A 26,441-nucleotide genomic window follows, 5' to 3' on the forward strand; every position below is an offset into this window, starting at 1 on the left:
CTTTTCTTTATTTTTTTCTCTCGAGCGCCCTCAGGTATGCCTCCATAGCTGCTACCATTGTCTTTTTCTCTTCGTCGGACAGCTGCCTCCTGGCGCGGCCTACCAGGCGGATAACCTCACGTACGTCGGGGTCTCTGAGGTCTTCTCTCGAGATGCCTATGTCATGGAAATCTTCAGCCGATGGGGGAACGCAGAAGTCCCTGTAAGCTCCGGTCCTGCTGATGACATAGACCACGCTGCCCGCGACCGCCTCGTCTGGGTTGACGGGGAGGTCTTCAATCAGGGGGTTCATGGTCCGGAGTACCCAGCCCCTGTGGTGCCGGACGAGGTACCGCACGAGGGCATTTTTTGTCGCTTCGGAGGGATACAGGACGACCAGCTCACCGTCCACCGGAGCACCCCTCCGGCATATCAAGATGTCGCCCTTTTTGAGGGCTGGCATCATCACGGCCGCATCGGCTTCGGGCACTTCCACGGCGAAGTCGGCCTCCCGGTACTCGGGCAGGTTGATATAGTCCACGACGTTTTCTATGGCGAACAGCGCGTCTCCTGGAACCACTTTTTCCACGAGGGGCACCCGCCTCCAGCGCAGGACTTCCGATAGGGGCCTTTTTAGCATGTCGTTAAGTATGTCGTCAATGTTCCTGGAGGGAGGGGCTTCCCCCGTAAGCGTAGAGATGTCCATTTCCAGGGCCCGGGCTATTCTGCTGATATCGTCGTACGTAGCCGCCTGGTAGCCGAGCTCGATCCGCTGTATCCTGTACGGGCTTAGCCCGGTCCGGTCAGCCAGTTCCTGCCTGGTGACCCCGCGGGACTCCCGCGCTTCCCGTATCCTCCTCCCTATACCTTCGTCTTCAGGCCTTTTTGTGCTCATAAGCCTTCCGGATGCTTCCCACCTTTCAGCAAAATTTCTGCGAAGTTTCCTTCGGCCCGCTTATCCAAACAATGCGCCTTCAAGTACAGAGCCCTGACTTCAGTGCCGTTTATGATTGTTTCCCTGCGTGGTAAAACCTAAACATTAGGTGCTTAGAAAAGTATTTCGGCATCCACTAGGTATTCACGTAGATACCTCATACCCGTTCTAAGCTTACCCTGCTGTCGCCAGCCTACTATTTCCTATCCCTAAAAGGGACTCGGCTTTACTTTTAAACCCGTAAATGAATTCATAGAGCGTAAACTTTAACGGGGTGCTCAACTTGTAAAGGAGGACTTTGAAGTTCAGCGGAACTTCGCGGAGCTGCGCTCCTACTTTTAAGATGTTTAGGGCACCGTTCAAATCGGCGTTGAAAACTTTATTCAGCGCATCATCCCGGTAAAGTCCGCGCTCGATTCTCTTACCGGAACACTTAATTGTTACGTTTTCCTGCTTTTCTTTAGCTTCAGCGTACTTTTTCTGGATCTCCAGGATGTCGTCTGATAAAGACGAAGCCTTACTGGTGTACGGTTCGTCCTTTTCTTCCGCTTGCACGCCCAGCTCCTCCAGCTTGTACTTCAAGATAGATATGAACCTGCGGAAGGGAATGCCCATAAGGTTCTGATTGGTAACCCTGCCCAGGTTTATCCCGTCCTTGCTTGTTGTGGCCCCGCTGCCGATGTAGACTTTCTTGTGCCCCGTCTCGTAGAGGAAGTCCGCCAAAATGCGGGCTATCCTGTGAAACTGGGTTTCTATCCACCGTCTGCGGTAGTTGCACAGGTTGTGGAAGTAAAGCCTTAACTCAGAAAGTTCTTCCAGCATAGATTTTTTCCGTGCTTCATCTTTCTCTTCTGCAACCTTGTTGTTTAAAGTGTCTATAGCTGAACGTAGTTCAGCCGCTTTTTTGTTGAACCAGCGGTTGAAAGACTTGATTTCCTTGCCAGAAACAATCAGGCTCCTCACCCGCGGGTTGGTCGAAATAAGCGAGACAAGGTTGTCCAGCCCCAGGTCTATCCCCGCTAAATAGCAGAGTTCGCCTTCTGGAGCCTCTAGCTCTCTTTCGTATACCACGTCTACCCAGGCGTCAGACAGGTGGTAAGTTAGCCTGACCGAAGAGACGTTTTCTATTCCCGCGGGAAGCTTTATTTTAATCTTTTCATCGCCTTTTACCCTCAACCGGAGGACCAGGGCCCTGCTAGTGGCTTCAAAAGCGTTGCTGTTAAACTCTGCGGTAACCTGGGCGATCGTTTTTAGTTTCTTCGGTCTGGGTGGCCGCGGTTGTTCTTTAAATTTCGCCGGGCTGGTGCGGTATTCGGTTATGGAGTTGAGGAAGCCCCTGTAGTCTTTGATGACCTGGCGGATGGCCGTCTGGAGGACGTAATTGTTATCCAACTTAGCTTTCTGTTCTTTCATCCTGCCGACAAGGGCTTTGAGTTCCGGGTCCTCCATGACCCTTACGGACACTTCCCGCAGTGCTTCCTCCTGTTCAGGGCTTTTGTTCTTGGTTTTATCGGCCAGAAGGGAATAAATGACGCTTTCGTTCAGTATAAACTGCCCGAAGAGTTTATGATACCTGTCCTGGAAGATCAGGAACAGGTTGCGGAACTGGGCCAAATCTAGAACGAATCTCTTAACCCTGGGTCTTCTCTTGGCGGAAATCCTGATCCGTAAAGTACGTTTAACTTTCATGGAGCGCTGCCTCCAAGCATTTTTTTATTTTCCTCCTTCTGGAGTAAAACTTCATGGAAAAACTGTGCAGTAAAGTGAAAATTTCTTACATCAATTCTTCCGGGTCGGATTTTTCGTTGGTGTAATTGTTAACGACGACTATTTCCGCACCGAAGGCCCTGAACAGGTTTTCGAAGAAGTTGAAGCCGGTCCGGGTCAGCCTGTCCTTGTATGTGATCACGACTTTTTCGATCCGATAATTAAGGACATCTTTAAGCAAAGCGTTAAAATCTTTCCGACTGTCGAAGTCTAGAGCAGAAGCGATATCTTTCTAGATTCCATCGATCGTCCAGCCATTGTTCAGGCAAAACTGCTTCAACAGTTCGATTTGGTTTTCCAGGTCCCTCCTTTGCTTGTTAGTAGACACCCTGCCATAGAGTACAATTTTGCTCTTCACAGGCTTCCCAGTGGTTTTAAGCAAATACTCGTAGACAGATTTTTCATCGTAATCGTAAAAGCCGTTAGGGAGTCTGTGTGCCTTTATTTTTGTTCTCCCACCGTAACCTGTTGAGAGTGCTACGGCTAATGCGCAAGAGTTCCATAACTTCTTTTGCTTTCATAGTAAATTTTAATATAGCCAGACGACTACACTATGTCAAGCATACAATCAAACTACATACTATATTCTCCAAAAAATCCGCGTTTCCTGCCATGTGGCATAAAAATGTATCTGCGATAATCGCTATGCTACCCACAATAAAAATCGCACCACAGTACCTTGCACGGAACGCATACCTCATGTTAAAATAGACACGTAACCGTAATGCATAATCTGCATGGAAGGAGACGGCGGATGGCGAATCTCACTGCCATGCAAGAAAGAGTACTGACCCTCAGGTCCCAGGGCCTCGGAGTTAAAAAAATTGCGGAGGTGCTGGGCCTGAGCGAGAGCACCGTTAAAACCCACCTGAAAAGGGCACAGGCCAAGCTCAGCAACCCCCGCGAAAGTGAACCTCCTCCGGACGACCTCCAGGAGATACTCAAAGAGCTGGAGCCCGAATCCAGCCTGACGGTAAAGATAGAAAAGCTCGCCCGGAGGGGCATCCCCAAGAAAATCATAGCACAGCTGACCGGAACCACACAAGCCACGGTGAGACAGATAGTCCACCGGCAGAAGAAAAAAGAAGAGGACGAAAACAACGGGCGAAGGCAGAGAGAAAGAGTAAGGACCTACAGGCTGGAAGGCGAAGAAAGAGAAAAATACAAGAGCCTGCCACCTGGGAATAAAGTGCCCGATGAGGCAGCCTTCCTTTACAAGATCTACGTTGAAATTGGCATCGAAAACCTGAAACCGGAAGCCCTAGCCCTTCTGGGGACCCAGGGGCTGGGGGGCTGGCGCGGCCGCCAGGCAGTGTTCCGGGCGCGTAAAGAGATGACCCACAGGTTGTCCTTCACCGGACGCATTGCGGCGAAGCAGTGGTCTTCACGAAAGGTGGCCGAAGAGATAAGAGAGCTGCACGCGGACGATGCAGCTGTGACCGGAACTCCCAGCCTCGAGCGGCCGTTCAAGGCCAGGTCGAGTGCCGGCACAATCAAGGAGCGCCGCGGCAACGTCTGGTGGGCCCTCTGCGAAGACCTGCTGGAAGACGCCAAGCGCACGGCAGGGCTGTATCGGCCCAGGAGCTGGAACGGGTTCATGGAAGAGCTGGCGGGCCGCGTGAGGGACGCCCTGACGGGACTCCTCATAGAACAGCTCGGGCACCGCGACGGATACGAAGTCTACAGGGTCTGCATAGAGAGGACGCCCGCGGTCGCCGTGAGGGCTTCCGACCAGGGCGGAGCGGTGGTCGAGCTGGTGTGGGAGGTAGAGGGTAAAAACCGGAGGAACGGCAGGAACGGCAAGAGCCCGAAGCTAAAGGGCACTGTGGTGCCGCTGGACAAGGGCAGGGTGGCGCTGGTGAACGGCAACGAAAGGATGGTAGTCGACGAACCCGCGGGCGTGAACTTCTCGGCCCGGGGCAAGGTGTGGGTGGCGGCCACCCTGGAGACCGGCACGACCAGACTGATCCGGAGGGGCGACGTAATAGAGATGGATGGCGGGATTGCCCGGATAGTGAAGTGGTCGGGTGAGCATAAACCCAAGGTAATGGAGTTCTCGGGGGCCGACCTGGCGTGGGCGATAGCAGCTTACGTAGTACGGAAGCCGTGCTGGCTCGTCGTTGAAAGGCCGGACGAAAAGGCCCGGATGTGGGACTTCACCGACCTGGACAGGAGGCTGGCGGCATAGAAAAACGGTGGCGGCATTAGGAAAGGAGCTGGGTGGGTGCGAAAGTCGGACGCGAGGAAGGTGTACCGTTTAGCAAAAGACCTGGCCGACGACGTGGTGTTGCTGGCCGAGAAAGCCAAAAACCTGCAGCTAACATCTTCTGAAGTTAGCAAGCAGGCGCAGGAAATCGTGGACAGGTACCGGCTGCGGGTGGAAAGGATAAAAAGAGGCTGTAACGGTGAGGCACTAAAAAGCATCAGGGATTGTACGGGGAAAATATCCGCAGCAGCCCGGGCGTTCGCAGCAAAGGACACTCCACCGGAGCAGGTGGCCGCGGTTTTGCGCAGTATAGCTGACAGTTTGATGCAGCAGGCCGCTTCGCTCTTGTCGGCAAAAAGGTAAACTTTTAGATTGTGCCGGTACGGGTACGTTCTGGAGAACCCGAAAGCGAGCATGCATTTGTTGTGGCATAGCCCTACCCGGTGACATGGCGTGTTAACAGGCCCACCGGGACGGTGGGCATTTGTTTTTTTTAGGGGGAAATAATCGCTGAAGACTGGGGGAAAGGGGAGCAAAGTCGTTGACGAAGGCCGTAGAAGGCGCGAGGTGGGAATGGGACTGCGGCGACCCAGTCCTCCTTGTGGACAGAAACGTCGCCCGGGACGTGAAGCTTACCCGGGTGCCTCCGAAGGGAAACGTGGTGGGGGCGACCGCTATGCATACGGGGGAGGAGGTCGACGCAATAGCGTGGAAGTGGCCGGACGACGGCAGGGTCTTTCTGGTCCCGAGAGAACTGCTGAGGCAGCTGAAGCCGACGATGCCCCTGGTAAGGGATGTTATTGTGGCCGCGGGGCACCTGTACCGGACCTCCGGGTACCCGGAAAACCGAGTCATTGAGACGAGCTACCGGCAGCTTGCGCAGACGCTGGCCCTCTCCTGGACCGGGAAGCTGGTGGCCGATAAGGAGAAGGTGATAGGTCCGCTGGAGATGGCCCTCACGCTGGCCCGGTGGCTAACGATCAAAGGGCAGCCGGTGATACGCCGTGTTGACCAGCACGGAAGGATAGAGGAAATCAGCTACGAGACGTTCGGGTTCATAGACCGCGTATCGCGCATAGCGGTCAGGAACGGCAGAGAGCTGCCGGTCAACAAACAGCCGCTGGAAATAGAGCTGTCCGCAATGTATACCCTTATGCTCGAGATGCTGCCGGCGGTCCCCTTTCCGGTCAAAGCACTGGAGGCCGCGCACAGGGCGCCGCGGAGGCTGAGGACGGCCACCAAAAACCTTGCGTATTACTTGGCAGGGAGGGTCCCGCTTGAGAAGATCACTCTTGCTGTAAGCACCCTGGCTGACATTACGGGCTTCAGAAATTCGCACAGGACTGAGCTGCGGCGGTCGGTGGAAAGAGTGGTCGGTATTTTGAACCCCATCATGATACGTGATTACTACGTAGAAGGTGATGTTTACGTATTTGAACTGGCAGGGAGACTATGCACGAAATCGGATGGGAGGTAATATCGAAGCCCCAATGGGAGGTAATATCGAAGCGGAACGGGAGGTAATATCGAAATCAACGGGAGGTAATATCGAAGAGGAATGGGAGGTAATATCGAAATCGGCAATCCCGTAAAGCTTAGGGATTCAACGCATAGCGGTTTTCGGGGAAATGCGTAGATCATGATTAGTAGATTCTGCGTAGATACGCATATATTAATAAAGGCGCGGCTTTTTAAAAGCCGCGCCTTTTCTTACCTACGTAATGGGAGGGACGTCCGCTAAGGCGCGGACAGCGTTGCGGTATATGGAACTACGGTCAACAGCGGGAAGGAATCATATACTGCCGGAGCAGTGCATAATAAATTCCACACGGAAGAGGGATTGACTGCGATGCGATGACGTCGTATAATATAATAACAAAAACAACCGAGAGGTGCGAGTGATAAACCCGGGGGTGACAAAAACGTTAACAGGAATCCCTGGGCAGTGAGTTTTTTGTCTTCGAAGAAAGAAAAATAAGAGGCCGCCCAATTTTGCGGGCGGTTTTCTTTTTCTTCGGGTAGAGTTCCCGGCTACAGCATGGTGTTACGCGCGTACCGTTCTTTGCTGAAAGTTCTATCTGACTCCAAGGGGGACAAGTGTTTAGAAGCCCGGAAGTTTTCTTCCGGGATTTTCTTTTTTGGAGGAGGGGCTTATTTTCTCCGCTTTCCCAGATAGTTTTTGCCGGACATTGGCCCAGTGGAGGTGAGAGACCATGAATGACCTTATAGATTGTTGCCCCGTGAGCTGTGATCTCATAAAGGCCATTTTCACAGAAGTCGATGCTTGCTGCCGCAGCTGCCCGGAACATCTCGAAGGGGATTGCCCGGAATACTGCTTGGCTTACCGGTTGCTGCGACTGGTACCGGCAGACTTTGACTTTGGGGTGGTCGAGAAGAATGAACCTTGAGCATGTACCAGTAGAAATAGTGCATCCACACCCTGACAACCCGCGGCTAAAGGTGCGCGAGGACGTAGTAGAAATTCTAGCTAGCCGCATAAGGGAGCAAGGTTTTCAAGAATGTTATGCTATTGTGGTGCGTCCGTGGAATGGAGGGTACCAGGTGGTATCCGGCCATCACCGTTTGGAAGCGGCAAAGCGGGCTGGCTTGAAAACAGTACCCTGCTGGGTGAGGGAGATGACCGATGAAGAGGCTTTTATGGAGCTCCTCCTGAGCAACCAGCAGGGCGAGCTGACTCCTTTGGAGCGCGGGAAGCACGCCTGGGAGGCGGTGCAGAAGTACAGCCGCAACGGGCTCTCCGTGACCGAGTACGCACGGAGGGTTGGAATGGCCCACAACACGGTCAGCGACCTGATGGCAGCCTATGAAGTTTACCAGGAATGTGTCGCGCGCGCGACAAATTTAGATTCGCTGACCGCGACCCACCTTCGCATCATCTCCCGTGCCGACCGTGAGGATTGGCCTTGGCTGTGCCAAATGGCCGCCGAAAAGGAGTTGTCCTCTCGTGTTCTTGAAGAGGCTGTGGCCGAAGCCAAGAAGGTAAGCGTTCCTCCCGAACTGGCCGGCTGGCTCGACCAGACCGAACTCAGGAAACAGGTCGCTGCCGACCTTCAGCGGAAGGCAGGCGACCGCTGGGCTGGCGTCATAGCCAAGGCATTTGAACTGTACCAATCCCTGCCTGAAGAAACTGAGATATGGGTTGTAGACGTAGAAAAGGACACGGCTGAAAAAATAACGGTAAAGCCGCGCAAAGAGTTTGTCAAACTGCTAAAGGAGAAGGAAGTGAACACACAGTCGGGATGCGAGAAGGCGAAGCTTGACGTTCTGGCCTGGCTGGAGGAGAATGCAAGGGCATATGCGGCATGGCAGGCCCGAAAGGCGGCAGAGGCCGAAGCCGAGCGGCGTAGGCTAGAAGAAGAGAGGCAACGCATGGAAGTTTTGCGGAAGTTGGAACCCAGGGTTTACTATAAGTCCTGCCTGAACATGGAGGAAGTGCCTGATGAGAGCGTGGATTTGATTTTCGCCGACCCTCCCTATGGAGTTTCAGACGGCGGGGTTACCGTGCGTTCTGGGGAGTTGGCACCGGTGGACAAGGGCGAGTGGGACAGGCCGGAGAACGTGCCGGACCCAGAGCTCTGGCTGAAGGAGTGCTGGCGGGTGCTGAAGCCTGGCGGCAGCATCTACGTATCCGGCACACTCCACAACATCTTTGACGTAGCGGTGGCAATGCGGAGGACCGGTTTCACCATCCAAAATGACATAATCTGGTACAAAAAGAACGCTCCCCCTCTTCTGGCACGCCAGGATATGTATGTCCCGAGCCACGAGACCATTCTTTTCGCAACAAAGGGACCCCGTCCCAGCTACTTTGACTACGAGGGCTTGAGAGCGGAAAACGATGGGAAGCAACTCAGGGATGTGTGGGAAATACCGGCACGCAGTGCAGCAGAGACCATCTGGCTGGCCGAGGGGGTCCCGGCGAACCCCGCCCAGAAGCCGGAAGCACTCCTGGAGAGGATAATACGTGCCAGTTGTCCCCAGGGCGGCACGGTGCTGGATCCGTTTGCCGGCACGGGCACGACACTGGCGGTGGCCAAAAGGCTGGGACGTTCGTCTATCGGGTATGAAACCGACGAGAGGATGCGGCCGGTGATAGAACAGCGGCTAGACGCAGTAAGAGTGGAGGTGCCCCTTGGTGCCCTATGATTTTGCCAGGCAGCTAAAGATAGGGAAAGCGGGAGAGCGGAAGCTGAACGGGCTGTGGAAGAACGTTCGGATAGTGGACGTTTCAGACGATCCCGGCTGGCGAGGGACCGGCATCGACAGGGTGCTGGAACTGGTGGACGGCCGAAAGGTTCCAGTAGAATATAAGACCGACTGCATCGCTCACCGGACCGGGAATTTGGTGTTTGAGATCATCAGCGACGATGTTACCGGCACTCCCGGATGGGGCCTCGCCAGTAAGGCCGAGTACCTGGTCTACCTCCTCGAAGGGACGGAAGAAGTTTACGTCATTAGGTTACCGGCACTGCGGCGGTGGGTTTTAAAGCGTGTCTCTTCGTTCCGAACGGTAGAAGCGGATAACGGGGTCTACCGCACGGTGTCTCTTCTGGTGCCGCTTTTGGAACTGGAAGGTCTACCATTTGTTAAAAAGCTGAAATTGTCAAAATGAAAGGGAGATGGAAACCATGATGGTAACAGAATATTCCGACTGCCTGGCCTTACGGTTCACGAACATCCCGGAGGCCGAGGTGGACAAGACCCGGGAAGACTTTGAACTCACACTGGTGCTACCTGGTAAACAAGAAATAACAATCACTGTAGTAGCACATAGAAAGAAAAGTGGAGTGCTTGTGGTTGCGGAACTGCTCTTGGATAAAAGCACATCAGAGCAGTGCATCCGGGAGATAGCTGAACTGGAATGGCACATTTTCCCAGCCAGTCGCCGCGGCAAGAAGCTGGGGCCGGTGGTGGCCTACTGGGAAGGGTGGGGGCACGTGGTGGCGGCCTGCCTGCCCGCAAAGTACGGCCTCGGGCGGCGCACGTTTGAGAAGGAGGCGCGGCCGGACGGCTTCCCCTACCCCCGGCAGGTGTGCTGGTGGCCGGACCCCGAGCTGTGGGACGAGCTGGAAGACGTCGGCGGGCTACCGGAGATAACTGAGAGAGCCGACGGAGCGGCAGTAATCCCCTTTCATACGTTCTCCAGCTGGGCGGCGGGGGGCACTGGTGCCGACCTTTCTGTGGAAGAGAGGCCGGCTGGTTACTCGGCGTATCTGAGAAGGCTGCGCACCGCACTGCTGTGGTACGTCCAGAAGGGGAGGGGGGTGGAACTGGAGGTGGTGGAGCTTTTGGCTCCGGGGCTCTATTCTGAGAAGGTACCCATGCAGGGGGTTTACGTCGAACGCAAGACGCCCTGTGTTCCATACAGGCCGGTCGGTGTAGTGGGGCCCCTGTGGGGTGTCGTGAACCTGTTCGGCCATTTGGGCGAGATGGCGCCCGTTGTGGACTGCATATCGCTTACGGTGATGGCAGGCAACACCCCTGTGGAGGAGATATTCGTGTGGATGAACCCCCTGGCGGGGGACAGCGCAACGGAGGAGGCATTGAGGTTTATAGTGGGTGAGACCAAGCGCATGGGCCTGCAGAATGTTATTTGGCCCGACACCATTTTTTGGTTCCGGGTGTGCAGGTTCTGTGGCGATATTACCACGGTGGTGCCGGACGCAAATTGAAGGAAGGAGCGTTGTTGAATGGTCTTACCGAAGTCGAGAATAGTAACTGTAATGTTGAGCAAGCCGGGGGCCCGGATTCCGTGGTGCTGGCGGGATTACGTACAGCCCTGGCTCTACGGGTTCATTGACGACGGTGGGAGAGTGCATACGGCGAAGTACAGCCTGTTTACTTTTTCTTTCCTGCCAGTCGGTCCAGTGTTTACGCCAGAAGGCCTGGGTTCACAGAATGGGGTGTGGGTTTTCCGGTTTGCATCCGCCCTTCCATGGGTGCTTGAGATGGTTTCGCGGGGCGTACAAAAAAGTCGTACTGTAAAGATAGGAAATGCTGTGCTGAAGCCAGCAGTGGTAACGGAGGAGCCGTTGTCGAGGCGGGCAACTTACCAAACAGGAGCACCAGTCTTGGCAGCAAAGCTAAAAGAAAGGGGGTTTTGGACGCCAAGGGAGCGAGAATTTGCGGATGCGGTAGCTAGGTCGCTGACTAACCGTTGGGCGTACCTGACGGGAAATGAAGTTTCTCCAGAAAGTATTCGGTTTGAGTTTCTCGGTTCCGTTCGGCAGAAACTGGTTCAATACCGGGGGCGCAATTTGCTGGCGTTCTCCGGGATTGTGCGGCTTGGCGCCCCCGATGAGATGCTGACTTTCGCGCAGTGTGTTGGGCTGGGGCAGAAGCCGAGTTGCGGATTCGGTTTTATTATTTGAGATGTGGCAGCCGTCGATCCCTTGGGGTTTTTCCCAAGAGCAGGGGTCGACGGCACGCAAATAGGTAGCAGGGGTTGATGCGATTGAGATTTACGCTCGGGTAGGGTTTCCACCTTTTAAGGGGTTGTAATTAATATGGCAGGTGGAGGAGTAATGCCAGACGTTTGCTTGGCATAGTTTTTACCTTTTAAGGGGTTGTAAGCCCATAGCTTTCGGTAGGTGGCTTTCCTGGATGGTTTCCGACCGCAAGGGATCGTAAACCTTGACTTCATTCATGGCGTTGAACTGAGACAGCTGAGTACGGTTTGTAATCTTTACCGGTTAAAACGCCAAAAAAGGCTTGGACGCGGAGGTTTTGATTCAGGGCTCGTTTTAACCCAACGAAGGATTGCGAGGAAAGAAGTTGCCAAAAAGTGTTGCGCGAACAAGGTGGGCTCTAATTTTCCTATAAGGGGTAACTCCCGGCTTTAGAGGAAACCGTCGACACGGTCCCGGCAAGGGTGAATTTTCTTTGGTCTTCGCGGTGATTTCCTATGAGGAGGTAGATAAATAGGCTATGTCAGAAGAACAAAATGAAAGGAACAGCACGAAACCCGTGGAAATTGCCTGGCCTGCCGAAGCAATTGCCAGGACAGTTAAGGACCTGCTAGGGGTTTTCGACTGGGCCTGGCCTTTACCAGTTTGTACCTCAGCTTACCTTTCGCCACTTTTTGCTTCGGCTTCCCTTTCAGCAGTGACGTTGCCTTTTAGGCAGGCGTCGCTGGCAACGGGCGGCGGGGCAGATGCCTTCTTGTGTTTCCGCAAGATGGCAGCTATCAGCCGGAATGAGATTGAAGAGCAGTATGCGCAGTGCAAATTTCAGGTGGACATCTCAGATATTTGGCCTAAGGTATTTGGGGGAGGAAGATTTTTCGACATTGTTGAGGCAGCAGGAAACTTTCTTCCAGTGGAACGCCTGTTTGGAGAATATGTTCCGCGGCAAAATATTGTAGTGCTGTACAGAAAATCGGTAATAGAATTTTCACGGACAGTTTGTGGCTTCCCGTGGGAAGCCTTGGAATTTGCCGTGGCAGTCCACGAGTCCACCCATGCCCTGATGCACCTTAGCACGCCTGCCAGCAGTAGGGTACCGGATGATGTTGGGGAGTTACTGGCAGATATTGTTTCCGGAGTGAGCTTACGGTTAATTTCTGCCTTCGGCGTGCCGGAGTTATGGGCAGCGTGGAGAGCGCTTGACCGGTTCCGGTTCGGGCTGGCGGACTGGATAGAAGAGTACGTTTTCAGTCCTGAAGCGGCAGCATTCCTTGTTGTGGAAAGCCTCCCTCATGGAGAAAGCGCTGGAAAGGTCGTAAGGCTACTGTCGGAGGTTTTAGCCGAACGACTCGCCCGGTGGAAGCCAAACTTTGTGGCCCAGGCTTTGGATGGCGAAAGGAGGTGATGGCGTGTGACGCAGTGGAAGGACTTGGGCCCCCTACACCCATGCGTGACTTTCACCCAGCTGGTCACGTTTGCTGATGAATTTTACGATTTTACCGCCTCAGGTAATGCTAGTGATGAGGCTATTGCTACCGCGAGCACCAAAAAGAACCGCCGGAAGAGAGCCAAAGCTAGGGAGGGCAACAAACTGAAGAGCCCTTCTCTTGAACAAGGCGAAAACGGTAAAAAGAAGGAGAGCTGGTTAGAAAAGGTCGGAGAGCGTGCTGAAGAAACTAAAGAAGAAGCCAAAAACAAAATAGGTGGTCACAGTGCAAAGATAACGCTCAGAGAGTTCCTGCCAAGAGCGGCCGACCAGGTTGTTGGGTGGTGCCGGGAATGCGGGGGCCCAGTAATTGCAAGGGATCCCTTACTGGTGCTGGCCAGGTCGAGGAGAGAATTTGTCGGTACTACGAAGTCTTCTGTATATAGATCTACCTGGGCAGATGAAGGCTGTATAAACTACAAGCAGTCGTTGTGGGTATGCGGGGGCTGCAGGAGGTTTAAGAAGGAATCTGACCGCAGCTGGTGTAACATGGGGAGGGGGGAAGCGCTACTGGCAGAACCGGGACGACTAACCAAAATCGGACTGGCTGACGCGATCCGCAGACTGAGTATCGGAGAAGTAGATATTCCGTTCTGCCTGGTTTTGGGCAATCCCAACGGTAAAAACCCGGACCATTATTACTTCGGCGTACCGGTGAACTGGTCGCTGGACGGGTGGGTGATGGCGCTCCGGAGCCAGGCAGGAGGGCATGCGGTGGTACAATTCAGGCCCGGGAGGGTGATGAGTGTACTAGATGCCTTGAGTCCTGAAGCTTCCAGCAAAGAGATCAAGCAGCTTTGCTCCGATGCGGGCTTGTTTCCCGCGGAAAAACTGGTGGTCTTTCTGGCCAAGACCAATTGAAGGTTAACAGTATTCAATATTCACCGAATAACTTAACAAATATTACGCAAGGAGGGTACTTTTATGAACAAGTTTGATGCTGCCAGCTTAAAGCCTGTTCGTGAGGTGTTTATTAAATACCGTACTTTAAGCCCTGTAATACAGACATATCCTTCCGATTCCCAGGGCGAACAGGGAACGGTTTACGGGAGGACTATGCCCGTATTTGTGAGGAAAGACGACGGTAACGGGTATGAGCGCGTAGATCTGCCAGTAGTGAGCGGGAGCGGGGTACGCTGCCCAGCGCGCAGTGCTTTCGTACGCGCCGTCCTCGCTAGGCTGGGGTATGTAAAGGATGGCCGGGTAGAGATCCCGGGCGAAAACGGCTTTGCCCTTGCCGAAACCTTGATCAAGGGAGGCAGAAACACGGCAGGAGAAAAACCTCTCGACTTGAGCCACGAGGACTTGCGGAAGGTCTATACCGAATTGCCGTTTTTCGGAATGTTCGGCAGCTTCCAGGTTCCGGGATGCCTCGGGGTCTCATTTGCAGTCCCGTTGGTGGAGAGGGGGTTGCTTGGACTGCCCAAGAACCATAGTTTTGCGGGAGACGCGATACCCGCTGACGGCCTGAAGGAGCACCGGGAGTTCAGTGGAGTTTACACGGAGGTAGAAGGCGTTGCCGGCGATGAAGGGGCAAGCATAGAGCGTTTTATAGCTTTCTGCTCGGAACTGAACAAAGGGCTCGGGGACGCGGTCGAGACTGACTTCAACGACACGCCGCCCGGTGAGCAAAAAGCGCGAACGGCGCAGTTCAAAGAATTCATGTACGGGCTTTCGCGTGTCAATCTATCGAGTTTTGATGACCTTGCCTCGAAGCTCGCTGCCAGGCTGAACGTAAAGTTCGATAAAGACACCGTTGATGCCAAGATCGGGGCCCTAGCGAACAAAATTTCTGGCCTTATGCGGAGACAGAACATATACAAGGTCGTCCACTTTATTCCTGCGGGAACACCGCTGCTATGTAAGATTTACCTGCTGCCGAACCCGGGTGAAGACCGGATGGAAGAGTGCTTTGACGCGTACGTAGAGTTTGTCCTTGCCCGGCCAACGCTCGGGGGGATGGCCGGCAGGGGGTTCGGTTTGGTCGAAGCGGAGGCAAGGTTCGCGGATAATACCACATTTGAAGAGCGTTCCAGAGCACAAAATTTCTGGACATGGGTCGACCAGAATGCCGAAAGCATTAGGACAAATCTGGAATGGCTTCGAGAGAAATTAGTAACTCCTGGCAGAACTAAGAAAAAATAACGAGCTAAATATCGTATCTCCACAGGCAGGGCAGTGCTGCTGGTTCCTCGCATTAGTCTTGTTTTGTAGCAATTTTTAAAAAGTGCTACCCATAGTGAGGAGCGGCACACTGCCCAAGCCCCGGGTCAAAGCTGACAGAGGGCAAGAACTGCAAGGAGGGCTTCCCAAATGAGACCCCTCGTTATAGATATGTACTTGGCTTCTCCCTTGGCGCTTCCCTATAAGAAGCCCGTGTACCCGCTCCATTTTGACTCACTGGTAGTAGCCGCGCTGGCGCTGGAGCAGCGTAGCTACTACCGGGCCTTTGCTGGGGACGGCTTCGATCCGGAAAATGACGTGTTTTCTCCCGGCCGCAACCCCGATGTACCCCTAGCCGTGCTGGAAAAGAACGGTATAAAGATTTACTGTGCCTCTGCTGCAATAGTGCCTGATGCCAGCAACGTTAGCGCGCTCCGTGTATCCTGGGTTAAAACCGCCCCAGAACGGGCGCTTATCGATGCTGCAAAAGGGATTTATGACAATGTGTGGAAGGAGCCGCGTCCAGGCAGTTACCTCTGTCTTTGCGTCCCAAGAGTGCGGTTTTTCTGCGTTGGGGACAGCAAGAGGTTAAAAGACCTCCTGTCGCTGATAAGGGGGGTGGGGGTCGGGAGGCAGGCGGGTTTCGGCCAGATTGAAGCCGTCCACATTCAGCCAGCACCGTCGGGCGCAGACCCCGAGGCGTGGGGGGTGTTGTGGCGCGGGACACCCGTGCGCTACATACCGGTTGGCATGTACCCGGACGGGGCCGCTAAGGGTTGGCGGAGGGTGTGTGCGGCAGCCAGGCCGCCTTACTGGCACCCGGCAATGCGCGAACTGTGCTGGGCACCGTCGGGGATTTTGCTGGCCCCGGAATGCGCGACCCTTTACCTTGAGAGATAGAAAACTCTGGTGGAGGTGAATCATGGTGTCGGCAGCTGAGACCCTGAGCGTGCGTGTTATTTCGGTTCCCAGAAGACTGGAGGCCGGGGCGGAAGACCCGGGGGCGTGGGGTAAGTTTTACATCTTTCACGGCCCGCGCAAAGGTGAAGAATACCTATTTACCGGGCCGGTGCTTGAAGTATGCAAGCTCATAAAGCCCAACATCCTGGCCGTAGTGAGAGGAGAATTTGTCCCGTGCAGTATTGACAGAACTACGGGACGGGGCTTTTACGTGCATAAGGCTGGGGACTTTGTAGTGGCACCGGACCCTGATGTCCTGGCTACAATGGCAGACATTACCGGTGTTCCTATTTCGTTTGAGGAGTTCAGCTCCTGCCTTGGATACCTTAAGGCGTGCAGCCTCCAGGAAGCGAGGTGCGTTCTGGAAGCGTCCCCGGACCGGATCGACGGCCTGATTTCCGCTGTGGGCGCGGAACTGGCAAACAAGTTCCTCAAGTGGATAGGTTGGGAGAGGAAGTGGGGGGCGGACCAGCTCGAGGGTTTATTCCAGGCATGCGGCCTTGAGAATGAGCTGGACTACAGCTACGTCTGGAGTGCTGCAAAAGCACTCCGCTTCCGCGCTTCTCGCAGGGGAGTAAACGTGGCGGACCTTGTCCGGGAACACCCGTATGTTCTTTCCCAGGTGTGGGACGACGACGGGCTCACACGGCAGGTGATAAAGGCTGTACTTCGCTCAACGGGGTGCTCCGATTGGGAAAGGGCGAAGGAAATGGCGGCCGTCGCCGCCGTGCAGTTAGTCAAGAGGGAAATGGATCGGGGGCACTCTTTCACCTGGAAGGAACGGGTCACTGGAGCCATGCTCAATGCGGCGGAGGATGAAATGCCCGGCCTCAAAAGAAATGACGCCGAGCGTCCCGAGCTGCTAAGGCAGGTGTGGGACGTACTGCACTCGAGCGATGCGAGCTTCCTGCATGGAGGCCTCAGGAGCGAGAAGGACGGTACTAACATATCCTTCCAGGAGATAGCACGGGAGACTGAAATCGTACCGAAAAACAACAAGTTCATTGCTGTATACGCGACGGGTGTGTACTTCGCAGAAAAGAAGGCGGCAGAGCGGCTGGCGGATGTGGTCTTTTCGGAAAGTAACATCGAAATCGACGAAGACGAATTGCTGGAGCAGTTCACGCGTGCTGCCACAGAGGAAGGGTGCAAACCGGACCAGGAGCAGCTGGACTTCGCCAGGTCCGTGGCGCGGAACAGGGTGACCGTGCTGGTGGGCGAAGCGGGCTCTGGTAAGACAAAGGCGGTGCGCTGGCTGGTGAATGCCCTTAACCGTGTGCTGCGGGGCTACCATGCACCGGTTCTCGCCCCGACGGCGCTGGCAGCGTACCGTGCTGCCCGGAAGACTACAGGGGATCCCTCGACGATACACCGCTTTGTTAGGTTCCTGACTGAGGACGCCGACGTCTTTATAGAAGACCCCTCTGGTTTTGAGGAGGGCAGCGGGGAATACGCACTTCCGCTGGTGGTGGTTGATGAGAGTTCGATGTTGGGTCCCGTGCTGCTGAGGAGGCTGCTCTGGTACTGCGGTACGGCGACACGGTATGTTTTTGCTGGGGATCCCGTCCAGCTGCCCCCTGTGGGGCCAGGCGGAACGTTTAATGCGCTGATCCGGCTCGCCCGTGAGGGCACGCCGGGGTTCAGCCTGGTGGAACTGACGCAGAACCACCGCGTTGCCCAGGGGTCGGAGATCTACGATGCCGCACGGCGCGTTAGGTCCGGATATCCACTGCCCGAAAGAGCGAAGGGCATCGATGTTATATATGCGAAGTCAGCCGCTGAGGCAGTGGAAAAGTGTGTTGAGGTGGTCCGGGGGATGTACGCAAAATGGCCCGACGCGCCGGGTGAGCTGCTTGTGCTGACGCCTCGCAGGCATCGCTCGGTGGGGCTCGTGGGCGCGGAAGACCTCAACGACGCCCTGGCTGCAGCCTTTGGGTTTTCGCAGGGTTTCGCCCCCGGGGTTCCGGTGGTGGCGGTGCGAAATGATTATGCCGACCGGCCGGACATCCACCCCAGGTGGGTGCGCGAGAAAAGGCATCCGAGGAGGAACGTCCACGTGTTCAACGGTACTCCCGGGGTAGTGCACAGGGTGCGCGGGGACGAGCTGTCGGTCGTGTACGATGTTGCGGGCGACTTCCAGGAGGTATGGTACACGAAGGAAGAGGCACCTTACTTTGTCGAGCGCGCGTTTGCGATGACGGTGCATAAGGCCCAGGGCGGGCAGGCCAGAAACGTAGTGCTCGTCCTCCTCAACAGGCTCGCAGACCGGTCGCTGCTGTACACCGCGGTATCGAGGTGCAATGACGAACCGGCGGGCATTGGGCGGGTTGTAATAATAACGAGGCCCGAATTTGCCGAGGCGCACTATGCCCGGCCTGAGTGGGCCGAGCTTGCTGAAACGGAGGATGCAGGAGACGAAGCAGCCCCTGTCCAACGGCCGGTGCTGGCTGCTCTCTACCACAGGGTAAAGAGGGAGATAGGGCGCAGGCCGGGCGCGGTGTTCATAGGGCGCCCTGATGAAGAGATACCGGTGTTCAGCGCATGAGCCGTAGCTGTTTGGCGTCGTTCTTCAGCAATCTGTTCGCAATCGGAGGTAGACGACAGGACGTATCCAGGACTGCTTGCAGCTAAGAGCTATCAAGCAGGAGTTTAGTTTCCACCTAGAAGGGGTTGTAACGCCAGTGCCCCTGCAAAGGCGCCGGCTGCGGCATGAGTGTTTAGTTTCCACCTAGAAGGGGTTGTAACATCATGCACTTGTTGGCGTGTACGCATAGAAATATAGTTTACTTTCCACCTAGAAGGGGTTGTAACCGGATCTCTATGCGGGACACGCGTTCAATGAAGGCGAGTTTAGTTTCCACCTGTAAGGGGTTGTAACGTTTACTACCGTGGGCTTGGTAGAACTCCATGAAGGCGTTTAGTTTCCACCTATAAGGGGTTGTAACGGTGCTTGGAAATAGCTAGCCAGTACGTCTACCGCGGTTTAGTTTCCACCTATAAGGGGTTGTAACAAGCGGACGGCAAACATTTCGTCCGGGCAGGAAGGGGTTTAGTTTCCACCTATGAGGGGTTGTAACTGGAGTGTAACAACGCGCCGACTGTCACCGGTATGGTAGTTTAGTTTCCACCTATAAGGGGTTGTAACATAAGTCTTACGGCTCTCCAAAAAGATAGCTAGCGTGTTTAGTCACCACCTATAAGGGGTTGTAAGCTGTTTTTAAGCTTCCCCGCAAAAATTTCACCCACAAGTTTAGTTTCCACCTATAAGGGGTTGTAACCCACTAGTTTCCGGCCATCCGGCGCCCGGAAGAGCTGTTTAATTTCCACCTATAAGGGGTTGTAATAAGGCTAACCTTCCGCAAAAAGCGAAAGTGTGGGAACGCGTCTGGTTTCCACCTATAAGGGGTTGTAACAGAGCGTCGCCAGCCAATGGCAGGGTATAGTTTAGTTTCCACCTATAAGGGGTTGTAACATATGAAGAGCAAATGCATGCGCTGATGTTGACTGAGTCGGGTTTCCACCTATAAGGGGTTGTAAAATATGGCAGGAAATATCACAGTGGGCCGAGAAGTTTGGTTTCCACCTATAAGCGGTTGTAACGAGTGGATTAGCGGGTAAGCCCTGTCTTCCTTTGCCGGTTTAGTTTCCACCTATAAGGGGTTGTAACCTGTCATAAACTAGTATGATTGCTTTCCCTTGCCAGTTTAGTTTCCATCCATAAGGGGTTGTAACTATGTCGCTATCACCCACTTAGCTAGCTGTGGAATAGTTTAGTTTCAACCTATATGGATTGTAACGCATATAAAAGCTCGGGTGCTGGTCGTTATGTGCCGGGTTTAGTTACCACCTATAAGGGGTTGTAACGGAGTAGGGAGGAAGTCACTTACCTCAGTTAACCTGGTTTAGTTACCACCTATAAGGGGTTGTAACGAACGTAAATTCGACCCAAACACCAAGCTTTGGTACGGTTTAGTTACCACCTATAGGGGTTGTAACACTAAAGCATGTTTTTCTTGATGCTCAGACTGATGGTTTAGTTACCACCTATAAGGGGTTGTAACGGATCCTTTACCCCTCGCCCAATCATGTCCACAACGGTTTAGTTTCCACCTATAAGGGGTTGTAACAACACTGGTCCATATTCTTGCGCTTCCCATTCTCCGGTTTAGTTTCCACCCATAAGGGGTTGTAAGAGATTTATGAACTCGCCTACTTTCCAAACATCAAACGCGTTTGGTTTGCGCCTATAAGGGGTTGTAACGCTATCATCAAAACCGGGTCGGCCAGAGGACCCCGAGTTTGGTTTGCGCCTATAAGGGGTTGTAACCCGCGCTCCCCAAAGGCCCTCAGGGCCACCAAAACAGGGTTTAGTCTCCACCTATAAGGGGTTGTAACGGAGCTATCCTGTACAGGCCAGGGAGGTGCTGGAGGGTTTACTTTCCACCTATACGGGGTTGTAACAAAGTAGTCCACAGCGCGTGGCGCAGGATGTTTTGTTTCCACCTATAAGGGGTTGTAATGTCTGTGCCCCAGCATCGCGCTGTATCTCCTGTTTGGTTTCCGCCTATAAGGGGTTGTAAGCCACTTCGGGGGTTCGGGCCTGCTTCCCGAGCGTGAGTTTTGTTTCCACCTATAAGGGGTTGTAAGGGTTTCTGTCTGATATAGCTGAGGTTGAACGGGTAGCGTTTAGTTCCCACCTATAAAGGGTTTTAACGGTTGCCAACGGGTTCCCGGTCCAGTCGGAAGGGTCGCGTTTGGTTTCCACTTATGAGGGGTTGTAAGAACGTACTCATACCCGACAAAGTGCGGGCTAGAGAAGTTTGGTTTCCACCTATAAGGGGTTGTAACTCGCATCATCGCCCGTTATACCCAAATGCTTTAGCGTTTTGGTTTCCACCTACAGGGAGTTGTAACCCTTTTTGCCCATTTTTCGTGTCCCCTGGCTGAGTTTAGTTTCCACCTATAAGGGGTTGTAACCAATAGGCATATTAAAAATTGTCAGGGCTTGGGCAAGGTTCAGTTTCCACCTATAAGAGGTTGTAACATAAGGGGTTGTAACGCGGTAATTTCGTCTGCTCCCAAGGCCTCCAGCAAGTTTAGTTTCCACCTAGAAGGGGTTGTAACTGGCTAGCAGGATGCCCTCTGCCACTTCTTCACGTTCGTTTAGTTTCCACCTAGAAGGGATTGTAATCCTGCTAATCAATACGTACGCAAGAAGTGCGTACCTGTTTAGTTTCCACCTAGAAGGGGTTGTAACGGGCACGTATGGAAAGGCCCTTGCTCTCCCTAATCCGTTTAGTTTCCACCTATAGGGGCCTGTAACGCAGCGAAAAGGCTCTCCGTGTCTATCGCGCCTTCCACGTTTAGTTTCCGCCTATAAGGGATTGTAACCGCTAAACGGTGGGCTTCAACAGCTCGGGCGTAACGTTTAGTTTCCACCTATAAGGGGTTGTAACAACCCTGGTCCATATTCTTGCGGTTCCCATTCTCCGGTTTGGTTTCCATCTATAAGGGGTTGTAAGGGAAAATCAGCACTATTGTGGGGGCAGCATTGGTTGTTTAGTTTCTGCCCATAAGGGGTTGTAACGGCCATGCTGGTAAGTCTTCCAGGAAACCGGATCCGCGTTTAGTTTTCACCTATAAGGGGTTGTAACGATTTAGAGCCAGATCGTGAAGGTTAAACCCGCGCGGGTTTAGTTTTAACCTATAAGGGGTTGTAACTCCAGGTATAGCCACCATACGCGGCAGTGCCAGAAGGTTTAGTTTCAACCTATAAGGGGTTGTAACGGTAGAAATTTTAGAGGCCACGGTAAACACCACAGGTTTAGTTTCAACCTATAAGGGGTTGTAACCCTTCCACGTTCTCTCTTTTTAGCAACGATTTTATTGTTTAGTTTCAACCTATAAGGGGTTGTAACATGACCTGTTCGTAGGTATGCCCCCAGGCAATTTGGTCTAGTTTCCACTTATAAGGGGTTGTAACGTAAGCCTCGTACTCGGGGCGGCAGGGTACCACGGGTTTAGTTTCCACCTATAAGGGGTTGTAAGATAAGTACATCCAGAAGGTTCTAAACCAGAAGTTGGGTTTAGTTTCCACCTATAAGGGGTTGTAAGGGCAGTCTCCACAAAATACTATAACACAAGAAACAAGTTTAGTTTCCACCCATAAGGGGTTGTAACTTCGAGCGGTCGCGGTTCCAATGCTTGGCGTCAGGGGTTTAGTTTCCACCTATAAGGGGTTGTAACTTGTAACAAGGTAAACCCCGCTGGCAGTCTGCAACAACCTTAGTTTCCACCTATAAGGGGGTGTAACGCTTTAATTGCTGCCGCCATTTCGCCTCGGACGTCGAAGTTTACTTTCCACCTATAACGAGCTGTAACTGGCGAAGAACGATACGGGCGCGACGTGGGTGGACCGTTTAGTTTCTACCAATAAGGGGTTGTAAGATAAGGAGTTGTAACAGGGTTTGATATCGTTGGAGGTTCATTTTAGGTTTGGTTTCTACCTTAAAGGGGTTGTAACCGGATGGCCTTTAGTCGGAGTTTATACTTGTACCAGGTTTGGTTTCTACCTTAAAGGGGTTGTAACAGCTATCGCCGCGGTGCTGGTGAAGGAACCTGCGGGTTTGGTTTCTACCTTAAAGGGGTTGTAACGCTCTTTACCCTTCGCCACGTCGTAAATCAACTTAAAAGTTTGGTTTCTACCTTAAAGGGGTTGTAACCCGTTTCCGCTTACTCTCATACAGGCCCAAGTACGCGTTGGGTTTCTACCTTAAAAGGGTTGTAACTAGTGTTGGAGTGATTCGTGTGTTACGAGAGCTCCAGTTTGATTTTTACGTTAAAGGGGTTGTAACAATTAGGTTTACTCCATGCTCAACTGAAATAACAAGTTGGGTTTCTCCCTTGAAGGGGTTGTAACATGGTAAGTCTGTATTTACCCAAGCCGCATCTTTTACCCTTGGTTTCTACCCTAAAGGGGTTGTAACTGACACCAGCACTCCTGCTCAGGTTTCGCGAGTCCGTAAAAGTTTGGTTTGCACCTTAGAGGGGTTGTAACCAACTCATGGTGCATTAGCGGCAGGACCTGGTACCGGGTTTGGTTTCTGTCTTAAAGCGGTCGTAACGCTATAGGGAGATGGCTATGAGATGTTGAAATTCGCATTTGGTTTCCACCTTAAAGAGGTTGTACCAGAGAGTTCTAATCGCACTTCCTCCGCTTCCCGCTCGGTTCGGTCTCTACCTTAAAGGAGTTGTAACGAAAGTCGGTTTCTCGGGGGCTGGCGACCTTGAAGGTTTTCTGCCTTAAAAGGGTTATAACCGTATGACCTGCCTTGCTTGTCCTGTGATCCATTTGGGGCTTGTTTCTACCGTTAAAGGGGGTATAACGGTTTTTATTCCAGGCGGCGGCACCTGGTGTTCAGTTTTGTTTCAATGTTAAACGGGTTTATAACTTACCCGGTTTGCGCTACCACGGCCTGGTGTTCCAGTCTGTTTTTGCTTCCGCGTTCAAGGAGTTATTAAGAAGGGATTATAGCAAAGATCTTGCTTCGCCAAGCGGGGGAAATTGGATTATTTTGTTTTTGCCTGAAAGGGATTTATTAGGCACGCTAGACACGAGAGAATTTTACGAATACAACCGGATTTCCCGAAAGTATTTGTGGGGCTGGCGCGGTTTGGAGAACGGGCCCGCAGGGGTTAGCGGGAGAAAGCGCCTCTAGATTTTAGAAGATATCTGCCAAATTTCGCGAACGGTAGATGGGCTAGGTTTGACAAAATTAACAAGAAAGTATACAATGTGAAACGGGTGGTGCCACTTGCTATGGGATGAAATTCTGCGCCGCAGTAAACATTTTAATGTGGAGGCCGAGGTCATCTTTCGTGAAGAAGTTCAAAAAACAGTTTTAACCTATTTGAGCCTTAAGAGGTTTTTCTCCGATGCAGTCCTTCAAGGAGGTACAGCACTCCGGCTTTTTTACGGTAGCCCACGGTTTTCAGAGGATCTTGATTTTGTGTTTACCGCCAGAGACAGTAAGGCATTTAGTACCGCAGAACACTGGCTTCATGGTGTCGAAACATTTGTCATGCAAAATTTCCCTTTTATCCAGGAGGCCAGTCTTAACGAGCAAAGAGAAAATGGTAGCCTTAGATGGTTTGTTCTTCGAGCAAAAACTGCCACGGTAAGGAGGAGTTTAAGGATAAATATAGAGCTGGCAAATGTTCTCTCCTACCATCACAATGTTGCCGTTCTTCAGCAGCCGCCCTTAAATCCTGCTGTAAGGGTTGAAAGTCCTTCGGAAATTATGGCTGATAAGGTAGTTGCGATTGCGTTGCGCGATTATATCAAAGGGAGGGACCTGTGGGATATCATTTTCTTATCCGAGAACAGAAACGTAGGTATTGACGTTTCTTTAACCGCTCAGAAAGCTACTGATTATGGGAGTAATCAGGACGAATTTTACGAAAAGCTTCTAGCGGCAGCAGAAAGAATTCGCAAGGGAGGAGTTGCTTCACTGGAGCGAGAAATGGTACGGTTTCTTCCCGGCTCTGTCGCACCCCTTTACGTTCCCAAGGTGGAAGAAATGGTCGAAAAGGTCACCGCTCTACTTGCAACTGTTGCGACGAATTTGAGACATATATTGGAGGCCCAAAACGATGCGGCTGACCGAGTGGCTAAACTTTTTTCGGCAAAACGACCGCAAAAAGGTTTTCGCCTTTAGCGACCTTGTGCAGATGACCGGTATACCCAAAGACACCTTGCGGGTAGAACTTTCGCGCCTTGTAGCCCGTGGGGTAGTCCGCCGGCTGGCACGCGAATGGTATGCAAATCCCTTTTCGCCGCCTTCAGTGGAAGAGGTTGCAATGGTATTGCGCTGGCCTTCTTATGTTTCTCTTGAATACGCTCTTTCGGTTGAGAGTATTCTCAGTCAGACAGCTTTCACGATCACGTGTGTTACCTTAAAACTTCCTGTTGTTATCCGCACGCCGTGGGGACCGATTTTTGAATACCACCGTATCTCGCGAAGGTTCTTCTGGGGGTGGCGCGATTTGGGGAACGGGGTTCGCGCGGCGTGGCCGGAGAAGGCGCTCCTGGACTTGATCTACATCCGGCATCTGAGGACACGAGAGCTCAACGAAGAAGACCTGGCTTCAATGCTGGAGGACATGTACCTGGAGGATTTAGATATGGGGCGGTTGCGTGAGTTCATTGGCGGCTTCGGGTCCCCTTACGGCGAGAAGATGGCTGCTGTCCTCATGGGAACAGGCCGGGTAAACCTGTAGCAAGCAAAATGCTATGTCATGCGTCTTTCTGAGAACCGAATATTGCGGAACAAAGTTTAGGTTGACCAGCAGTTTTGGCTTAAGTATAATATAGCTGACGGAAAATAAGAGCCGGGCCACCTGAACCCCGGGGGTGACAAAAACGTTAACAGGTTCCCCGGGAGAGTTGGTGTCTGGCTTTTTATTTTTTTTGTGGAGGGGCTAGCGGGCAGCCCTTTTTTAAAATCCTGCACGTTGGCAGTCAATTTTCCGGGGGATAAGCTATATTTCAACGTCCGGCGCAGGGGAGTAGCTCAGCAGGTAGAGCGGCCGGCTGTTAACCGGCATGTCGCAGGTTCGAGGCCTGCCTCCCCTGCCAGCGAAATGTATGTCTGCATCAGTGCAGGCTAAGATTGAGATGGCTGGCGGTGTTTTGAGCAGCCGGTACTATCAGGTTGCCTTTAGGTATTTGGGCGTTGAAATCCCCGGGACGCGGGTTCGGGCCTCGCCTTTCCCACACGCGGGATTGTAGTTCAATCGGCAGGAAACCCGCCCCGCAAGCGGAGGGTTGCCGATTCGAGTTCGGCCGATTCCGTCATTCCTGCAAATAAACGGGGTGGGCAGAGCAGAGGACCCTTGTTTACATTTAGCCCGCGGTGGAGTTGAGGGAAAGAAAAAAGGAATGATAACAGCGGGTTTATTCTTAACCTATGGTGGGATTGAAAGTACTGCAGGGGTGCTGGAAAGTGGGTGATGCCCTGCTACAGCGACCCGAGGGAGCAGTGGTACGCCGAGTGGGCGAGGACGGGCCGGAGGCCCGCCTGGCGGTACTGGTGAAGGGTATGGCCTGTCGTCTTCCCGCTTTTTAGGTGGGCTGGGTTGGCTTAATGCCCCGCGCCGTCGCGGGGCTAGACGGGACGGGAGGGGTAAAAGTTGACCAGAGTAGTACACCAACCGGAGCTTGACTTTCTCGAGGACAATTACCGGGACTTAGTGGTGAAGTTTAAAGATAAGTGGGTCGCAATCAGCGGATATTCCCTCGTTGGTGTGGGAGATTCAGCTGCCGAGGCCTTGCGGCAGGCCGTCGCCGCCGGGTGCCGCCGCCCCATGTTGGTTCGTTTGGCACCAGAAGCATGGGAGGAGCCTTTTTTCGGATGCTATCGTTAAGACGCAAGCTGAAGAGCAGCGGCACGGGGTTAGACGAAGGTGGAAGGCGGCGGGGTGGCCGGCGGGTCCGGCAGGGTTTAGGGGTTCCTGTGGTGG

20 protein-coding genes, 2 tRNA genes, 1 pseudogene and 1 CRISPR repeat array are annotated in these 26,441 nt (G+C 53.2%); of the genes and pseudogenes, 20 read left to right on the forward strand and 3 right to left on the reverse strand.

The features are described 5' to 3' along the window. Positions 1-7: 7 nt before the first annotated feature. The 3 genes and pseudogenes from B9A14_RS06970 to B9A14_RS06980 form a co-directional block, all read right to left on the reverse strand. Positions 8-874: a LexA family protein gene (locus B9A14_RS06970; RefSeq protein WP_084665003.1), complete on the reverse strand. Its 867-nt coding sequence runs from the start codon at positions 872-874 to the stop codon at positions 8-10. 213 nt (positions 875-1,087) lie between these two features. Next, positions 1,088-2,602 carry a zinc ribbon domain-containing protein gene (locus tag B9A14_RS06975; protein ID WP_084665004.1) on the reverse strand — a complete coding sequence of 505 codons (1,515 nt, stop codon included), beginning with the start codon at positions 2,600-2,602 and terminating at the stop codon, positions 1,088-1,090. After that, a pseudogene (locus tag B9A14_RS06980) lies at positions 2,592-3,201 on the reverse strand (IS607 family transposase). Before B9A14_RS06980 ends, B9A14_RS06975 begins: the two are co-directional and overlap by 11 nt. Positions 3,202-3,434: 233 nt before the next feature. Between B9A14_RS06980 and B9A14_RS06985 the strand changes: the two are divergent. The 20 genes from B9A14_RS06985 to B9A14_RS07070 all read left to right on the forward strand — a co-directional run bounded on the left by B9A14_RS06985 (position 3,435) and on the right by B9A14_RS07070 (position 26,345). Further along, positions 3,435-4,868 (forward strand): sigma factor-like helix-turn-helix DNA-binding protein, encoded by a 1,434-nt coding sequence (locus tag B9A14_RS06985; protein ID WP_172839066.1) that lies wholly within the window; start codon positions 3,435-3,437, stop codon positions 4,866-4,868. 36 nt (positions 4,869-4,904) lie between these two features. Beyond that, positions 4,905-5,249 carry a hypothetical protein gene (locus B9A14_RS06990; RefSeq protein ID WP_084665006.1) on the forward strand — a complete coding sequence of 115 codons (345 nt, stop codon included), beginning with the start codon at positions 4,905-4,907 and terminating at the stop codon, positions 5,247-5,249. Between the two features lie 178 nt (positions 5,250-5,427). Next, positions 5,428-6,363, forward strand: coding sequence for a hypothetical protein (locus tag B9A14_RS06995; RefSeq protein WP_084665007.1), 936 nt, complete (start codon positions 5,428-5,430; stop codon positions 6,361-6,363). A gap of 736 nt (positions 6,364-7,099) precedes the next feature. Then, positions 7,100-7,294, forward strand: coding sequence for a hypothetical protein (locus B9A14_RS17385; RefSeq protein ID WP_172839067.1), 195 nt, complete (start codon positions 7,100-7,102; stop codon positions 7,292-7,294). Further along, positions 7,284-9,053, forward strand: a complete 1,770-nt coding sequence (locus tag B9A14_RS07000) for a DNA methyltransferase (protein ID WP_172839068.1) — start codon at positions 7,284-7,286, stop codon at positions 9,051-9,053. Before B9A14_RS17385 ends, B9A14_RS07000 begins: the two co-directional genes overlap by 11 nt. Further along, positions 9,040-9,519 carry a hypothetical protein gene (locus tag B9A14_RS07005; protein WP_157109812.1) on the forward strand — a complete coding sequence of 160 codons (480 nt, stop codon included), beginning with the start codon at positions 9,040-9,042 and terminating at the stop codon, positions 9,517-9,519. Before B9A14_RS07000 ends, B9A14_RS07005 begins: the two co-directional genes overlap by 14 nt. Positions 9,520-9,535: 16 nt before the next feature. Further along, positions 9,536-10,579, forward strand: a complete 1,044-nt coding sequence (locus B9A14_RS07010) for a hypothetical protein (protein WP_084665010.1) — start codon at positions 9,536-9,538, stop codon at positions 10,577-10,579. A gap of 18 nt (positions 10,580-10,597) precedes the next feature. Further along, the gene (locus B9A14_RS07015) at positions 10,598-11,278 is read left to right on the forward strand and encodes a CRISPR-associated endoribonuclease Cas6 (protein ID WP_084665011.1); all 681 of its coding nucleotides are present in this window, start codon (positions 10,598-10,600) and stop codon (positions 11,276-11,278) included. 556 nt (positions 11,279-11,834) lie between these two features. After that, entirely contained in the window at positions 11,835-12,716 is an 882-nt protein-coding gene (locus B9A14_RS07020) for a hypothetical protein (RefSeq protein WP_084665012.1), read from the forward strand. A 6-nt stretch (positions 12,717-12,722) separates the two neighbouring features. Beyond that, a complete protein-coding gene (locus B9A14_RS07025; RefSeq protein ID WP_084665013.1) occupies positions 12,723-13,658 on the forward strand; it encodes a hypothetical protein in 936 nt (311 codons plus the stop codon). Between the two features lie 63 nt (positions 13,659-13,721). Beyond that, positions 13,722-14,942: a hypothetical protein gene (locus B9A14_RS07030; RefSeq protein ID WP_084665014.1), complete on the forward strand. Its 1,221-nt coding sequence runs from the start codon at positions 13,722-13,724 to the stop codon at positions 14,940-14,942. Between the two features lie 168 nt (positions 14,943-15,110). Next, the gene (locus tag B9A14_RS07035) at positions 15,111-15,860 is read left to right on the forward strand and encodes a hypothetical protein (protein WP_084665015.1); all 750 of its coding nucleotides are present in this window, start codon (positions 15,111-15,113) and stop codon (positions 15,858-15,860) included. A gap of 25 nt (positions 15,861-15,885) precedes the next feature. Then, on the forward strand, positions 15,886-18,465 hold the full coding sequence (locus B9A14_RS07040) for an ATP-dependent DNA helicase (RefSeq protein WP_172839069.1): 2,580 nt from the start codon (positions 15,886-15,888) through the stop codon (positions 18,463-18,465). 108 nt (positions 18,466-18,573) lie between these two features. Continuing rightward, a CRISPR array of direct repeats spans positions 18,574-19,652; the repeat unit is 23 nt; unit sequence TTTCCACCTATAAGGGGTTGTAA. Positions 19,653-22,387: 2,735 nt separating this feature from the next. Continuing rightward, positions 22,388-22,573: a hypothetical protein gene (locus B9A14_RS18250; protein ID WP_422938464.1), complete on the forward strand. Its 186-nt coding sequence runs from the start codon at positions 22,388-22,390 to the stop codon at positions 22,571-22,573. Between the two features lie 1,161 nt (positions 22,574-23,734). Beyond that, positions 23,735-24,637 (forward strand): nucleotidyl transferase AbiEii/AbiGii toxin family protein, encoded by a 903-nt coding sequence (locus B9A14_RS07050; protein ID WP_084665018.1) that lies wholly within the window; start codon positions 23,735-23,737, stop codon positions 24,635-24,637. Then, positions 24,573-25,199 (forward strand): type IV toxin-antitoxin system AbiEi family antitoxin domain-containing protein, encoded by a 627-nt coding sequence (locus B9A14_RS07055; RefSeq protein ID WP_084665019.1) that lies wholly within the window; start codon positions 24,573-24,575, stop codon positions 25,197-25,199. Before B9A14_RS07050 ends, B9A14_RS07055 begins: the two co-directional genes overlap by 65 nt. A gap of 282 nt (positions 25,200-25,481) precedes the next feature. Further along, positions 25,482-25,557: transfer RNA gene (locus tag B9A14_RS07060), tRNA-Asn, on the forward strand. 143 nt (positions 25,558-25,700) lie between these two features. Further along, positions 25,701-25,773: transfer RNA gene (locus B9A14_RS07065), tRNA-Ala, on the forward strand. 124 nt (positions 25,774-25,897) lie between these two features. Beyond that, positions 25,898-26,047 (forward strand): hypothetical protein, encoded by a 150-nt coding sequence (locus tag B9A14_RS17030; protein ID WP_172839070.1) that lies wholly within the window; start codon positions 25,898-25,900, stop codon positions 26,045-26,047. 64 nt (positions 26,048-26,111) lie between these two features. Beyond that, positions 26,112-26,345, forward strand: a complete 234-nt coding sequence (locus B9A14_RS07070; protein WP_084665020.1) for a DUF5678 domain-containing protein — start codon at positions 26,112-26,114, stop codon at positions 26,343-26,345. Positions 26,346-26,441 lie beyond the last annotated feature (96 nt).

This window comes from Thermanaeromonas toyohensis ToBE (assembly GCF_900176005.1).
In the GTDB taxonomy this organism is placed as follows: domain Bacteria; phylum Bacillota; class DSM-521; order Neomoorellales; family Neomoorellaceae; genus Thermanaeromonas; species Thermanaeromonas toyohensis.